This is a genomic window from Salmonella sp. NW1250, from assembly GCF_051812965.1.
GTDB classification, from domain to species: Bacteria; Pseudomonadota; Gammaproteobacteria; order Enterobacterales; family Enterobacteriaceae; genus Salmonella; species Salmonella enterica.
Genome location: NZ_JAMNDD010000011.1, coordinates 115,338 through 128,355 on the forward strand (window position 1 = coordinate 115,338; position 13,018 = coordinate 128,355).

26 protein-coding genes are annotated in these 13,018 nt (G+C 46.6%); 4 read left to right on the forward strand and 22 right to left on the reverse strand.

The genetic code is table 11. The features are described from left to right. Nucleotides 1-72 precede the first annotated feature (72 nt). The 21 genes from NBA72_RS18445 to NBA72_RS18545 all read right to left on the reverse strand — a co-directional run bounded on the left by NBA72_RS18445 (nt 73) and on the right by NBA72_RS18545 (nt 9,862). Nucleotides 73-330 carry a hypothetical protein gene (locus NBA72_RS18445; protein WP_001283924.1) on the reverse strand — a complete coding sequence of 86 codons (258 nt, stop codon included), beginning with the start codon at nt 328-330 and terminating at the stop codon, nt 73-75. Then, entirely contained in the window at nt 327-824 is a 498-nt protein-coding gene (locus NBA72_RS18450) for a KilA-N domain-containing protein (protein ID WP_001530409.1), read from the reverse strand. Before NBA72_RS18450 ends, NBA72_RS18445 begins: the two co-directional genes overlap by 4 nt. Before the next feature lie 209 nt (nt 825-1,033). Continuing rightward, a complete protein-coding gene (locus NBA72_RS18455) occupies nt 1,034-1,501 on the reverse strand; it encodes a lysis protein (RefSeq protein ID WP_023253534.1) in 468 nt (155 codons plus the stop codon). A gap of 88 nt (nt 1,502-1,589) precedes the next feature. After that, nucleotides 1,590-2,087 carry a lysozyme gene (locus NBA72_RS18460; protein ID WP_001089360.1) on the reverse strand — a complete coding sequence of 166 codons (498 nt, stop codon included), beginning with the start codon at nt 2,085-2,087 and terminating at the stop codon, nt 1,590-1,592. After that, nucleotides 2,087-2,359, reverse strand: coding sequence for a hypothetical protein (locus tag NBA72_RS18465; RefSeq protein WP_000781414.1), 273 nt, complete (start codon nt 2,357-2,359; stop codon nt 2,087-2,089). Before NBA72_RS18465 ends, NBA72_RS18460 begins: the two co-directional genes overlap by 1 nt. Before the next feature lie 439 nt (nt 2,360-2,798). Then, complete coding sequence (locus tag NBA72_RS18470) at nt 2,799-3,101, reverse strand: NUMOD4 domain-containing protein (protein ID WP_023253535.1); 303 nt, start codon at nt 3,099-3,101, stop codon at nt 2,799-2,801. 282 nt (nt 3,102-3,383) lie between these two features. Next, nucleotides 3,384-4,148, reverse strand: coding sequence for an antitermination protein (locus NBA72_RS18475; protein WP_020838507.1), 765 nt, complete (start codon nt 4,146-4,148; stop codon nt 3,384-3,386). Continuing rightward, nucleotides 4,145-4,327 carry a hypothetical protein gene (locus tag NBA72_RS18480; RefSeq protein ID WP_020898880.1) on the reverse strand — a complete coding sequence of 61 codons (183 nt, stop codon included), beginning with the start codon at nt 4,325-4,327 and terminating at the stop codon, nt 4,145-4,147. Before NBA72_RS18480 ends, NBA72_RS18475 begins: the two co-directional genes overlap by 4 nt. 438 nt (nt 4,328-4,765) lie before the next feature. Next, nucleotides 4,766-5,002: a hypothetical protein gene (locus NBA72_RS18485; RefSeq protein WP_001749499.1), complete on the reverse strand. Its 237-nt coding sequence runs from the start codon at nt 5,000-5,002 to the stop codon at nt 4,766-4,768. Further along, nucleotides 4,995-5,165 (reverse strand): protein NinF, encoded by a 171-nt coding sequence (locus NBA72_RS18490; RefSeq protein WP_020898882.1) that lies wholly within the window; start codon nt 5,163-5,165, stop codon nt 4,995-4,997. Before NBA72_RS18490 ends, NBA72_RS18485 begins: the two co-directional genes overlap by 8 nt. After that, nucleotides 5,162-5,344 carry a NinE family protein gene (locus NBA72_RS18495; RefSeq protein ID WP_000113771.1) on the reverse strand — a complete coding sequence of 61 codons (183 nt, stop codon included), beginning with the start codon at nt 5,342-5,344 and terminating at the stop codon, nt 5,162-5,164. The genes NBA72_RS18490 and NBA72_RS18495 overlap by 4 nt, the downstream gene beginning before the upstream one ends. Further along, on the reverse strand, nt 5,311-5,484 hold the full coding sequence (ninD, locus tag NBA72_RS18500; protein ID WP_024142973.1) for a protein NinD: 174 nt from the start codon (nt 5,482-5,484) through the stop codon (nt 5,311-5,313). Before ninD ends, NBA72_RS18495 begins: the two co-directional genes overlap by 34 nt. Beyond that, nucleotides 5,481-5,927 carry a recombination protein NinB gene (locus NBA72_RS18505; protein ID WP_000811304.1) on the reverse strand — a complete coding sequence of 149 codons (447 nt, stop codon included), beginning with the start codon at nt 5,925-5,927 and terminating at the stop codon, nt 5,481-5,483. The genes ninD and NBA72_RS18505 overlap by 4 nt, the downstream gene beginning before the upstream one ends. Next, entirely contained in the window at nt 5,884-6,180 is a 297-nt protein-coding gene (locus tag NBA72_RS18510; protein ID WP_000049339.1) for a hypothetical protein, read from the reverse strand. The genes NBA72_RS18505 and NBA72_RS18510 overlap by 44 nt, the downstream gene beginning before the upstream one ends. A gap of 2 nt (nt 6,181-6,182) precedes the next feature. After that, the gene (locus tag NBA72_RS18515; protein ID WP_020838501.1) at nt 6,183-6,461 is read right to left on the reverse strand and encodes a hypothetical protein; all 279 of its coding nucleotides are present in this window, start codon (nt 6,459-6,461) and stop codon (nt 6,183-6,185) included. 11 nt (nt 6,462-6,472) lie between these two features. Further along, nucleotides 6,473-6,670 carry a hypothetical protein gene (locus NBA72_RS18520; protein WP_001541881.1) on the reverse strand — a complete coding sequence of 66 codons (198 nt, stop codon included), beginning with the start codon at nt 6,668-6,670 and terminating at the stop codon, nt 6,473-6,475. Between the two features lie 73 nt (nt 6,671-6,743). Then, entirely contained in the window at nt 6,744-8,180 is a 1,437-nt protein-coding gene (locus NBA72_RS18525) for a DnaB-like helicase C-terminal domain-containing protein (protein ID WP_208664055.1), read from the reverse strand. Further along, nucleotides 8,170-9,069 carry a DNA replication protein gene (locus NBA72_RS18530; protein ID WP_208664056.1) on the reverse strand — a complete coding sequence of 300 codons (900 nt, stop codon included), beginning with the start codon at nt 9,067-9,069 and terminating at the stop codon, nt 8,170-8,172. Before NBA72_RS18530 ends, NBA72_RS18525 begins: the two co-directional genes overlap by 11 nt. Further along, nucleotides 9,062-9,208, reverse strand: coding sequence for a DUF2740 family protein (locus tag NBA72_RS18535; RefSeq protein ID WP_208664057.1), 147 nt, complete (start codon nt 9,206-9,208; stop codon nt 9,062-9,064). Before NBA72_RS18535 ends, NBA72_RS18530 begins: the two co-directional genes overlap by 8 nt. A gap of 34 nt (nt 9,209-9,242) precedes the next feature. Further along, nucleotides 9,243-9,524 carry a CII family transcriptional regulator gene (locus NBA72_RS18540; RefSeq protein WP_001103492.1) on the reverse strand — a complete coding sequence of 94 codons (282 nt, stop codon included), beginning with the start codon at nt 9,522-9,524 and terminating at the stop codon, nt 9,243-9,245. A gap of 110 nt (nt 9,525-9,634) precedes the next feature. Further along, complete coding sequence (locus NBA72_RS18545; protein WP_058803883.1) at nt 9,635-9,862, reverse strand: transcriptional regulator; 228 nt, start codon at nt 9,860-9,862, stop codon at nt 9,635-9,637. Between the two features lie 109 nt (nt 9,863-9,971). On the opposite strand from NBA72_RS18545, the gene NBA72_RS18550 reads away from it, so the two are divergent. Together NBA72_RS18550 and NBA72_RS18555 are read left to right on the forward strand one after the other, a co-directional pair. Beyond that, nucleotides 9,972-10,658, forward strand: a complete 687-nt coding sequence (locus NBA72_RS18550; protein WP_058803881.1) for an XRE family transcriptional regulator — start codon at nt 9,972-9,974, stop codon at nt 10,656-10,658. A 50-nt stretch (nt 10,659-10,708) separates the two neighbouring features. Next, nucleotides 10,709-11,731 (forward strand): hypothetical protein, encoded by a 1,023-nt coding sequence (locus tag NBA72_RS18555; RefSeq protein ID WP_439005013.1) that lies wholly within the window; start codon nt 10,709-10,711, stop codon nt 11,729-11,731. Between the two features lie 143 nt (nt 11,732-11,874). On the opposite strand, the gene NBA72_RS18560 is transcribed toward NBA72_RS18555, so the two are convergent. Continuing rightward, a complete protein-coding gene (locus tag NBA72_RS18560) occupies nt 11,875-12,078 on the reverse strand; it encodes a hypothetical protein (RefSeq protein ID WP_438257199.1) in 204 nt (67 codons plus the stop codon). A 377-nt stretch (nt 12,079-12,455) separates the two neighbouring features. Between NBA72_RS18560 and NBA72_RS18565 the strand changes: the two genes are divergently transcribed. Then, nucleotides 12,456-12,638 (forward strand): hypothetical protein, encoded by a 183-nt coding sequence (locus NBA72_RS18565; protein WP_125866875.1) that lies wholly within the window; start codon nt 12,456-12,458, stop codon nt 12,636-12,638. A gap of 20 nt (nt 12,639-12,658) precedes the next feature. Next, on the forward strand, nt 12,659-12,994 hold the full coding sequence (locus NBA72_RS18570; RefSeq protein WP_000216184.1) for a hypothetical protein: 336 nt from the start codon (nt 12,659-12,661) through the stop codon (nt 12,992-12,994). The last annotated feature ends 24 nt before the right edge of the window (nt 12,995-13,018 follow it).

A 13,018-nucleotide genomic window follows, 5' to 3' on the forward strand; every position in this document is an offset into this window, starting at 1 on the left:
GCTGCTAATTGGTGACCTGGAATAAATTCCGGTTTCATTATCAATCCCACCCGTAGATGGGCTTTGTAATGGCTACTTCGCTTTTGATTCCGCTCGCTTACGCCGGCGCTCTTCTTTCCTCTCGGCTTTTGCCATGTCCATGAATGCCTGCATGATCGAGTTCCGCATCATGTAGCTAACAAAGTGATGATTGACACAGCCGTTGAGGCGCAGCTGCTCGCCAAACTCATCCACCGAGGCCAATGCTTCCATCATGCCCTTCTCACCTTTCATGAACTCTGAGAAGTCGCGCCCCGCTCTGGAGGCGCATTCAATGACACGATCACTCATCCCGGAAGCCCTGGGATCGTAATCTGCAGCTGGTTAGCCAGGGAGTTAATCTCGGCGACCAACACTGGCTTCGTATAGCGCCATGCCGCCAGCCCTTGTCCACAGAAGCTCGCCATATCTTTTTTCTGATCAAACTCATGACACTTCATATTGAGCTGCGCACTTAAGCTGTTCCGATGATGAAGCTCTCCGGTGAAGTAGTCATCGAGGACTTTATAGGCTGCATATTTAAATCCAGGGTTTAGCCATGCTGCGTAATCATAAGCAACGAACTTTCCGCCATAAGTTCCACCGTGCACACCGCGTTCCGTAAAAACCACAGATTCGTGGTTTTTCTCCAGCTCGGCTAAGAACTCTTTGGTCTGCTTGTTTCTCAGGTAGTGGTACGGCGATTCAGATTCACTTTTACCACTAGCTTTCCACATGTCAGTGAGGCAGATCATTCCTGATTCATCAACACGGATCGGTGTATTAAAAAGCGTGATTGCTTTCATAGCGTCTTTACCTTTTAGAAAGTGAGCCTGTCTCACAGAAAAGCCGCCCGAGAGAGGTCGCCACCTATAACGGCAATTCTCAGGCTCGCTTACTGAAAGGCTCTCGTTGATATGCGCGTGAGATGCGCGGTGAAATACCGATACAAAAACGCCCCGCATCGCGAGGCATTTTCCTGAAAGTCACTTGTCAAATTTCTATGCGAGGGAAATTATTTAAGGCATTGCGCCCTGATGTACTCCTGAAGCGTTCTCAGTGCTGTTTGGTCACTGATGATTCCGTCCCGGATACCGAGAACGTTTCGTCCAGCAACTGGAGAGAGTTCGACGGTGGCATCATTGCCCATGCCGGAGGCGCTGGAGGTTTCGGCTGAGGATGACACAGGGCATTTTCCTTTGACGAGCACCCGACCACCATTATCAAGCTTGCGCCGAAGAGCATCATTTTCAGCTTTCGCATCAGCGAGTTCCTTTGTATATCTTGCATCGAGGGCAGCAACGTCACGCTGGCGCCCCTGCATGTCGTCAATCGTCTCGTTCGCCAGTTTCAATTTATGGGTGGCGGTATCGCGCTGGCCTTTGTAGGTGATGGCGTTATCACGGTAATGATTAACAGCCCACCCCATTGAAACCAGCAGGCAAATAACCACAGCGCAGATGATTGCGGTTAACCGACTCATGACATCAACACCCCAACGGCCAGAAACCACGGCCACGCATCGTTGCCATTGAATGCGAGCAACGCTGCCATGAAAAAGCAAATCATGCTCATTGCTGCCCCCACAAACAGACTTCACGCTCAATCTCACGGCGAGTCATCAGCCCTTTCCATTGCTTACCGCCAGCGTATGTCCAGCGCCGTATCTGATCACATGCGCCTTTGATATCGCCCTGGTTTATTTTGCGAAGAAGCGTCGATGTTCTGAAATTGCCAGCACCCACGTTGTAGACGAACGAGTAAAGAGCGCCGCGCGTTGTTTCCGGTATATCGACTTTAATGTACGGGTTAATTTGTCTGGCGACCGTGGCAAGGTCTTTATTCAGGAGGGCTTTGCATTCTGCTTCGGTATACGTTTTACCGAGCATGATGTCTTTTCCGGTGTGTCCGTGACATACAGTCCATACACCAACAATATCTTTGTATGGTATGTAGCTGACACCTTCCAGACCATCATTACCAGTTGGCCCAGTAATCAGTGCAGAAGCTATTGCGATAGCCCCACCACCAACGGCTGCCAGTACGCTTTTTCGAAGGGTGCTGTTCATCAGATTTCCTTTGGTGCTTTCTGACCGAGTTCGGCGATAACCGTGGCTGTAGCTGATGGATTTCTGGAGTCGGTTTTATTCAAAATGTCCTGCAGTATCTTCGTTCGCTTCATTTGCTCACGCTTGTTGAGCCGGTAAGTCAGAACGCCGAGGATAATGCTGAACGCGACGCCAATGATGAAGCCCCAGTCCTGTAGAGAAAGACTGGCAAAGAAAGCCGCAAGACCAGCGCTACCGTATGAAGCATTGCTGTATCTTTCGTCCATCTTCATTTTCTCACCCCCTGAGTGCGGGGATCTGTTCAATTTAGGAATTAACGTGGTTGTTGAGTGAACAAATCCAGGATACGTTTATCAGTAACGTGGTTTGCTCGTTATTGCTTTCGCGAGGAAATCACTGGGGGTACTGTTGGTGCAGTATCCCCACCCATCGCATTTAACGGACATTAATGGATGCACTCATAAATGCATCCTGTAATGAGCATTCTTAATTTTGTTAATCTATAACCCAGGACTTATTGTTAACAATGCATGAAATTGTTGCTGTTGATACGCCGTATTGTTTAGCAATACCCGTTTTCGTCATTGATTTGCAGTCGCGTATTTCTTTCACCTGATCCATGGTTAGCTTTGCCCTGCCATTTTTCTCTCCTTTGGATGACATAAGGCTATTAGAAAACGCATGCAGAATATTCTGTTGTGCCGTTACCCACTATAGGTTAGATACGTTATTATCAGTCTTTATTCCATTCTTGTGGTTTACCTGTGGGCACAATTTTTTATTATCAATGAATGTTTCAGCTACCAATCTATGCACTTTATGTTTCTTTGCTACGCCTTCCGAGTAGAGGGATACCTGCAAATATCCATAACCATCTACATTCGGCTTAAGCCAGCGCCCTTTCCTTAACTTTCCGCCATCATCAACTCGAGAATGAGAATAAACTCGCCCATCAGTCGTTACAGCGTACTTACCTTCGTAACCTGCGATATCTTTTGCGCTTTCACTCAACATGAGCTACTCCTTTTCACGAAGCCCAGCCAAGCGCTGGGTTTTTCATTTGTGTAAAACGTCCTACCCCGTCGCCACGAATGAGCAAGGGTATCTGGATGTGTTCTGGTGATTGGTGATAGGGCGCTTTCAGAAATGTCGTGCTTAAAACGCAAAAAGCCCCGAGCTATTAACTCAGGGCTTCGAATGACTGCACTACTCCATCATTGGTTTCAGGTTAAACAAATATCGCCACTTTGTAAAGTGTTATTTTCTAGATAAATCCTATTTCGTAGAAAATATTTACTATCGAGTGACTTTGCTCAGCATCTGATTTGCATATTCCTCTTGTTTAATGCACTCACCTACCAGGCTTTCGAAGAAGTCCTTGTAAGACCTGCGCCATGTGGTTTCAGGAACATCAATCACCGTTGCGCAGATGTATTTTCGAACGCTATCAGGCAGCAGACGAGCATATCCACGCCCATTACAGCGTCCGCAGGTTTTATACGCAGGAACGCCACCTTGTAGAATAGTTTTCTCTTTGTCTACCACTACGCCTTTGCCATTGCATTGGCAAGCGTTGGTAAGCACCCCTTTCCCTTTGCATTTGCGGCACAGAACTTTAACCGTCTCTTTACGCTCTTCCAGATATGGTTTTCCGATGCTTTTCATCGTCATGACTTCAGCATCGATAAACTTCTTGCCACCACAGCAGTCACAGGTTCGCGTACTGGCAGCGCTACGTGAGTAATCAGCAAATGCGAATGTTGCGAGCACTTGCATTACCTTTGGCTTAATATCGTTTTCGAGCTTACGTAAGGCGGCAACCTTATCGCAGTGCTCAAGTGCATATTTGGTCAGCAGTTCAATAGCTTTCTCACGGTCATTGCTGCTGATTTCCATCTTCCCAAGAAACGCGCTGTAACCTAACGATGCGCGACTTTGAGTCATACCCATAGCTGCCATAACATCAGTGCCAGTTAACGTTTCTGAAGCTGTTGCGCGAGGGATATCGTTTATCTGAGTAGATTTTGCGAAGTGAAACTTCACTACATTTTCCAGATTCATGCAGCATCGCCTCCCGATGTCTTGTTCAATCCAAGCCGGTTCACCAGTTCGCGCTCTCGCTCATGCAGATAATCCATCGCCTTCTGGTGTTGCTCCGTCATCTCTCTGACGCTGCGCAATTCAGCCTCGTCACGTTCACGCTGCTGTTTCGCCTGGTTAATGCTGGTTATGCTGCACATTGAGATTCCCCCATGCGGAGTTGAATTCCGTCCTGATACCAGTCTGGCAATGTGAAATCGATGCGCCCTGTAACACCCTGCGCCCTTAGCTCCTGTAACCGCTTCAGTTCGCTCTTCATGTGCTGGTATAGCTCATCCATCTGCCAAGGCTTTAAGCGCACAGGAATGCACGCCAGACGCGCTACACGCTCTATTGTCATCTCCCCATAGACAATCTCCGCATGCGCGGTGAATTCGTATGGGTCTTCTTCAAGTTTTCGGTGACAGCCAATACAGTGGGCGAAGGCGTTATAGGGATGGTATCTGGTGGCTTTGTGCCGTCGGGATTTGAAGTGGGAGCAGTGGAGTTTTTGTCTTTCGTGATGGAATGATCGTCCGCAGTAATCGCATGTCCAGTCCGTTCGCTCCCTAACCAGTTGGGAGAAAACGTCATCAAACTTATCTCTCTTTAGCGCCATTTCTTCCACCTTTTGTCATTTTTTCAGCATATTCAGGCCAGTGCTTTTTAAGTATTCCGTAAGGAACTCTCAGGCTTATTCCATGTCGATTAGCCCAGTTAACCAGGCTGTTTCTGGTTCTTCCTATGGTGGATGCCATAACGTCAGCAGGGACTTTTCCGGCAACCCTGCGGATATAATCCTGCTCGTTTGGTGAATACATATTTGTGTTAGCCATCCTTATCTCCTGTCATATCTGAATGTGGATCGCGATATACCAGCCATTCGTTGACGCATTCTGCACAGGCGTAAATTTCATCAGGTGCCAGTTGCTTGTTACATCCTGCGCATAAGGCTCTCGCTATACTTTCCTGTTCGTAACTTCGATTTTGGTCAATCACCTTGTTTTCCTCGCACGTTCTCTAAGCCACCGGATATCCCACAGGTGAGCCGTGTAATTGAAGGTTTTTACGTCAGATTCTTTTGGGATTGGCTTGCGTTTATTTCTGGAGCGTTTCGTTGGAAGGTATTTGCAGTTTTCGCAGATTATGTCGGTGATACTTCGTCGCTGTCGTGCCATACGTCCTCCTTCGTCTCTGGAAGCGGGAAATTACCTAATGGCGACCGCTCACATCTGATACACCATTGGTGCCAATAAGGTTGATTTGGCCGGAATCGATAATCGTCTTTGCTTTCTCCGCAGCGGTAACATCGTTTCATGCAACTCTCCCTGTTCGTTGTGACCACTCGTACTCTCGCCGGGAATCATCACTCCATCGCACGTTACGTTCTGAGCCGAACCAGAACATAATTTCGATAAGCTCTGTCATGCTCGCCTTCCTCATCTTGCTGGTACGTACCCCAAGAAGAACAACACCGCCATCAATACCTGGTACACTTCTTTGCTCCAGCTTTTTAGTCTTGAGCCACAGCGCGGTGAAGATGTCTTTCCAGTCTTCCGGAGACAGTCGTTGACCATGCCAAAGCACCTGACGGGAGACGTCCTGAAGCATCGGCCACATACGGTCGTTCTGCGCTTTGGTTCGCTTAGGTTCTTTGACGTGGACTTCGTGGGGTGACTTGTCGTCGATTGGTAGTGAGAGAATGGCGTCTATGGCGTTATTTCTGATTGCTTCGTTGCGAAGCAGGAATAATTGCTTCACTTGCCCTCCTGCTCTTCTCCTTGCGCTTATCCGCGTAATACCGGTTTAATTCGTCAGACATCCTCTCTCCGATAAGCGGCCATGACTCAAACCTCGCATTCGCAAAATTCTCAAGCCATCTCGCAAAATCATCCAATTTATCTGCTAACCAATAAACAAAATCTGACAGCCATACTGCTGAAGCCAAAAAGATACGATGCGGATTAAGGATGAAAATAAGCGATATTTTCATTCCTCTTGATACTTTACTCATACTCACTCCTTCACTTTGATTCCAGCGGCGATGATGGCTCTCTCAACATCGCGCTCATATCTCATTGGTTGAAAGACTCCATCAATGAAATATTCGTCGTCAGCACATGCTGCCGGAATTTCAATTTCGATTGTCTTCCTGCCAGCCTGCCATCCCTTCCATGCTATGTGCAGCACATAATCCAGATAGCAGTTTCGCCTTTCATCCCATCTAAGGTCATCAGACGTGAACTGCATAACTTCTAGCGCCCATTGCTCGAAAGCCTTTCTTGATTCATCCATATTCCTCTCCATCAATGAACCTGCTCGCCATCGCTAACTTTCAGACGCATTGTTCCGTCTTCCCATTCGTGCAGATACTCCTTCTTGTTCTCGGCAGCCATAAAACCACGGGCATAAGACAGACAGTAATTCAATGGGCTTTCTCCGACCTTAGCCAACGCATCCATAGCATCACAAAATAATTTCTCTGCTTGTTTCTTTCTCATCATTTTTCTCCACCACAAATAAAAAGGCCTGCGATTACCAGCAGGCCTGTTATTAGCTCAGTGATGTAGATGGTCATCAGAATCCTCCTTTCTTCTTGGACTGCGGTTCCTCGCGTTCACGGCGTCGCATTTCAGCAGACTGTTGGTCTGTGTCATAAATAGCGCCATTTGCCTGAATGCAATACACCGTGCCGGTATTGCCATGGCGATTTAGACGAAGGATTAGTTCGGTTTCACCAGGCGGAACGCTGTCATCAAAAGCACCTTCACGATGGATACCAACCCAATAATCGCAATCCTGTTCAATCTGCCCTGTATCTCGGGAGTCGCTTGGTAATGGGCGTTTATTGGTTCGGCTTTCCAGTGCGCGGTTAAGCTGCGTCAGAAGCACAACAACGCAATCAAGCTCTTTGGAAAGGTTCTTCAGTCCCTTAGTAATCATGCCGTAAGCAAGGTCGTTACGATCGGCCTTTTCAGCGGTCATTAGTGTCAGGTAATCGACCAGAATCATGCCAACACATCCTTTTTCTCGCTTGATTCGACGGCTTTCGCTGATGATTTGAGCCAGAGATAATCCCGGCGTGTCGTCGATGTAAAGCAGGTCGATTTCACTCAAGCGATTGGCTGTTTCGATCGCCCTGTTGAAGTCACCATCGTAATCACCCTGATAGCCGTCATCAGCGTCATTTGTCGCCGGAAGGTAAAAAATATTCGGGTTAACACCTGACTTCTGTCCCACCAATTTTTCCAGTATCTGGTCACCTGGCATTTCAAGGCTGAACATCAGAGCGGGCTTTTTCTCATGCACTGCGCAGTTGATTGCCATCTGGCTGTATAGCGTCGTTTTCCCCATCTTAGGGCGAGCGCCAATGACAAACAAAGAGCCTTTCACCAGACCTTTCGGTGACAGCATCCTGTCCAGCGATGGGATCCCTGTGCTCATTCCTCGTTGTTCGCCTGACGGGTCAAATCGCTTCTCAAGGTCGCTAACCCAGTCTTCCATGACCTCACCAAATGAGCGAAGGCCGCGACGCGATCCGGTTTTTGCATGGTCTGTCAGTTGCGTGAAAATCGCCTGAATAGCTTCGTACTTCTGCGTTGCAGTCATTCCGTTGCGGGAATAGAGCAATTCCGTCGCTTCAGTCATGCGGTTGATGGCGTAGCGCTCCATTGCGGTTTCGCGAACCTGCATTGCATAGGCAACGATGTTTGCTGCGCTTGGCGTGTTCTTTGCGATATCAGCGATATAAGCAAAACCGCCAACTGACACCGTTAACGATTTACGCTCCAGTTCATCGAAAAGCGTCAGGCCATCTACTGGCTTTTGCTCCCGGTGCATTCTGGTTATTTCTTCGAAAAGGATTTTGTGTGGTCGGCTGTAAAATGAATCAGGCTTCAGCATCGCCAGAACTTTCTGGACGCGCTCACTACTGTCATCATCCAGAAGCAATCCACCAATCACCGCCTGCTCCGCCTCGATGCTATGTGGCGGCGCGTAAAAATTATCGGTCATCGTGTTCACCCTCACGAACTTTCAGGTAGGTATTATCGTTAAGCAGGAAATCAAATCCCTTTTTGTGCCAGACGGTTCCGCGTTGATGGTTTTGACGCTCTTCGAACATCCATCGGCAATTTTCGCCTACGTAACTCAAATAATTTCTCCAGTCCTGCATCGTGAACCCATGACCATCAAGCTGGCGGGTTATCACTCCGGCTTTTCGCCAGAAAGTTCGGATCTGGTTTTTACGTTTGTCATTCAGTGCGCGAACCCTGGAAGCTTCAGGAAGTAATTCGTGGTAAGCATCGACAACATCCTGACAACTGAGAGCTGATTTTTTCTTGTCAGGATTTTCGTCTGCTGCGGTACTCTCTAATACGTTAGTATTAGAGATATTATTTATATTATTGTTTATGGACAATCGTTGGACATCCGTTGGACAACATTTGCTGTGAGCCTCGTCATTACTGGTGTTTGCGTTGGACATCCGTTGGACATCCGTTGGACAATTTGGAGCCTGAAAATCATCATATTTCAACACTGTTATCAGGCTGAATTTTCTCCCTTTCGACTCGATACGAATCATTCCATTCCCTTCAAAAGAACGAAGCAAACTTTTTACTTTGTTATCCGGGATGAATGTTTCACTTACCAGTTTTGGCCGTCCGGTAATTAGCTGTCCTCGCTCAACCAACATCTCACCAATGTCGGTATTTACGACTGCCGGAGAGTGATTGGCTTTCAGTATCAGATGCAGGAAAAGATGCACAGCCTGAGAATCCTTGTATAGCTTGCTATCCATGAATTGGCGGTGAATCAAGGCAAACCCCTTACCGCCATTTGTACGCGGCTTCTGGAGCCTTCTGGCCTCTCTGGCTTCGGCTAGATTGGATATGTTACTCATGACCTTTCCTCTTCAGTATTAGCTTCACTTTTTCCAACTCAGCCCGAAATCGACCAGGCTGTTTGAAGCTGGATAAGAACCGATCACGTAGTATGTTTTTGTGTAATTTGTCCTGGTCAGGACTGAGTTGTTTTGTCATAATTACTCCTGTGGATTGATCCAGTCTTTCTACATCAGGCCTCGAAGAATTCGCCGTTCTTCGGGGCTTTTTCTTTTGTCAGGTAGGTAGCAAGTCGCCTGGTGAGCTCTGCCATTTCCTCGTCTTCGATTCCATACTCCAGAACCGCAAGCATCATGCTGACCTGAGAGAAGAAACCGTTCTTCCATCGGCTTACCTGGTATTCAGGAACACCCATAGCTTTAGCGAATGTCTTCTGGCCCATCATGGCTAACTTGTTGAGTAAAGTGGACTCAATGCGAGCCGCCTTCTTGCTTTTAGTTGCAACTACGTTCATTCAAAATATTCCTTAGAAATTAGATAGAGTTGGATTCGCAAATACACGCAAATCCGTTGGATAAATTTACCGCGTTGTCGGCGGTTCAGATTGGTAAAGAGCGGTACTGCTTATGCTGATTGGTTAGGCTTAGGGAAAAGCCATGGAAGATCTGGGCGAATTTGATATCCCTGCACCTTCCCACCCGTGGCTTTCACCACAGAAAAAACGTTTTGTGGCGAAACTTTCGCCTTGCCGTATAACCATTTCTGAACCGCTGCTTGACTAACACCGCATGCCTTAGCTAGCTCTTTCTGCGTTCCAACAATGGCAATAGCGGTTTTAATAACTTGGTTCATAAAACCACCTCCACTTTTTATAAAACCAATATACAACCAAGGTTGTTATTTTTCAAGTGCTGGGTTGTTTGCCATATAACAACTGAGGTTGTATTTTTGTAGGATGAACATGACTCTTTCACAGCGATTAAAGCTTTCTATGGAGAAGGCGAAGATTAATCAGGTGACCCTGGCCGAAAAGGTTGGGGTTTCGCAGGCTGCTATACAAAAACTGACCTCAGGGAAAGCTAAAAGCTCGAAGAGGATTGTTGAGATAGCTAGTGTGCTTGGTGTAAGACCGGAGTGGCTATCTGATGGCCGTGAGCCGATGTTCGTTGAAGAGAGTTATATGGCAAAAGGTGAGTCGGATAAGTTAGCAGAAGACGTGTTTAGAGTTGACGTACTCGACCTGACATTTAGCGCAGGACCGGGATCATTTATGATTTCTGAATTTGTTGAAGTCCTACATGCCATCGAATTCACCACCGAGCATGCGCGCTCACTATTCGGTAACCGCTCTCAGTCAGACGTAAAGGTAATGACCGTCGATGGTGATAGCATGTGCCCAACCATACAGTCTGGAGATCGGTTGTTCTTTGATGTTTCTGTTAGGCACTTCAAGGTAGATGGGGTATATGCGTTTGTCTTCGGGCAACACTTTCATGTCAAGCGCTTACAAATGCAGGGGCTTCAGTTGGCTGTATTGTCAGACAACCCAGCATATAAGGATTGGTATGTGACGGAAGATAATCAGGACCAGCTCTATATCATGGGAAAAGCGCTTATTCACGAATCGATAGTTTACAACAAACTGTAACAATGGCCTGATGAGATATTCGGGTGATGATGGATAAGGGATTAAGTGTGATGAATACAATCACGATTGATAGCGTGGATGCATTAGAGGGTGTTTTTCATCGCATCCAGTCGGGTGAAGAGATTCTGATAGAACAGTTAAAAATTGAGCTATTCGAATCTGTTAAATTTAAGATTTTCGGTGATGAAACACGCTACAATGGTACGCTTCCGGCATCTTTGGCTCAAGGCATCTGTGAGTTTCAGAATGAGATGTATAAGGTTTATACTCTAATTAAGTATAAAACCGATAACTTGCAAAGACTGGGCGCACAGGATAGAGAAGATTCGGAGATTGTATTCTCTATAAAGCCAGGCTGCACAGAGATCATCACAGCCCTGAAAGATTTAGCTGAAGCTTGTGGTAATGCATTTGATAAGGTGACACAAGGGATGAGCCCAACCCAAAAAACAACATGCTTCTTGTTCGCTGTTGCCCTATTCGGTGGGGCATGGGTTGGCACGTCTTATCTAAAATCTGAGGCTGAAATTGCAGTAAAGCAGGAAGAAACAAAGCAGCAAGAAGCTAAGATAAAATCGGAGAACGAAAGGCTTACCATTCTTAAGGATGGGATGCTTCAGGCCATGAGATCAAATGCTGGAGTAGATACTATCGAAAGAGCGGAGGGTATCCAAGAGCACGTTTCCAAGGCATATACCGGAGTGCTCAAATCAGTAAGCGATGCCGATAGAATTGAAATTGATGGTGCGACAAAGCTCAACCTTTCTCAAAAAGATGTGCATGAAATAATCAAAAACCCCATCGAGAAGGCCAAAAAAGAAGAGCGTAATCTGGAGTTAGTGATTGATAGTATCAAGCGTACCGCAGAAAAAATAACGTTAAGCTGTCGCGAACCATCCAGTGAAGAGAGCTTTCCGGTTTCAGTTGACACTTCGTTTATAGATGACAAAGATGAAATCGCTTTATTGTTTGACGCCATGAAAGAAAACAGAACAGTAAAGATATTAGGAAGCTACACGATACGAGCTGGCGTAATCGAAAATGGAAACGCATCAACTATAGCTCGCCCATAATCTCAACCCGGCCACCGCGCCGGGTTTTTACTGCCTGTCGAACCCTACGTAAACCATTCGCCAGCCAACGTAACTCATTGATAATTACGCCAACGTATAGCTATTTACTCCATTTGCCCGCCACCTTGTAACCACAAAGATATCTACTCTTTCGGCAGTGTCAGAACATCAATAGCCAGTTCTACGGCCAAGTCCACATCATCTTCCTGCCACAGTACCTGAATCATTTCTATCAAAGCTTCACGCGAAGGTTCGCGCTGCTCCACCAGTACCTGCATCAGCGCAGTACCGAGAACCTCAACCACCTGCGGGTGAAGCTCCGCAAAGAACTCATCCTCACTTTTCACACAGATTCCTCGCTCGTTTTTTGTTCAGAACAGTATGGCATAGAGGATTTATAAAAATAAATACCCTTAAAATACAACCACAAAAAACATTTTTTGATAAATATACAACCTTGGTTGTTGACATAAATACAACCTTGGTTTTATATTTACCCCATCAGCAGGACGCTGGTAGCCAAACGGAAAGGCAACGCTCTTTAACTTCGATGATGCGCTGACAAAGCGCGACAAGATACCAAACGAGATGGGTTTGGACTGGCGTGTGGTGGAGCTTAGGCCTAGCTGTACCGATCGGGCCGGACTGAGAAGCCACTTGAAATCAGGAAATTGAGACAGGTTCCTGCGCCAGTACCAAAGCCATTTCACATGAGGGTAAACAGATGCGTAAGCCAAAAACCACTACAAAAACAATTATTCATTTCACCTTAAAGCGTCGTCCTGAAGGCAACAGAAATGGAGACGAGCGAGGTCGTGTTTGGTTTCACAAATATTCGTTTTTAGATAAACCATTTTACCGGGCACCACGCCTGTTACGTCGTCTTTCTTTTAACTTCAACCAATAAAATATCTTTAGGGATCAATCATGACGGTAATCGTGTACGGGAAGTCAACGTTTGCAGGCAATGCTAAAACTCGCCGTCATGAACGGCGCAGAAAGCTAGCCATAGAGCGCGACACCATCTGCAATATCATCGATTCAATTTTTGGCTGCGATGCTCCTGATGCTTCTCAGGAGGTTAAATCGCATCGTGTTGACAGGGTAACAAAAGCAGTTTCACGTGCCGGGAACAAGGTTAAGCAAGAGAAAGTAGAGCGCAAGCAGAACCGAATTTACTACCACGATGCTAATCCGCTCGGAAATAAAATCCACGCCGTACAGAAGCAGCGCGGAAAATCAATTCCGGCTTATTACGATTGAGATGAGATATGGAAGACGAATTTG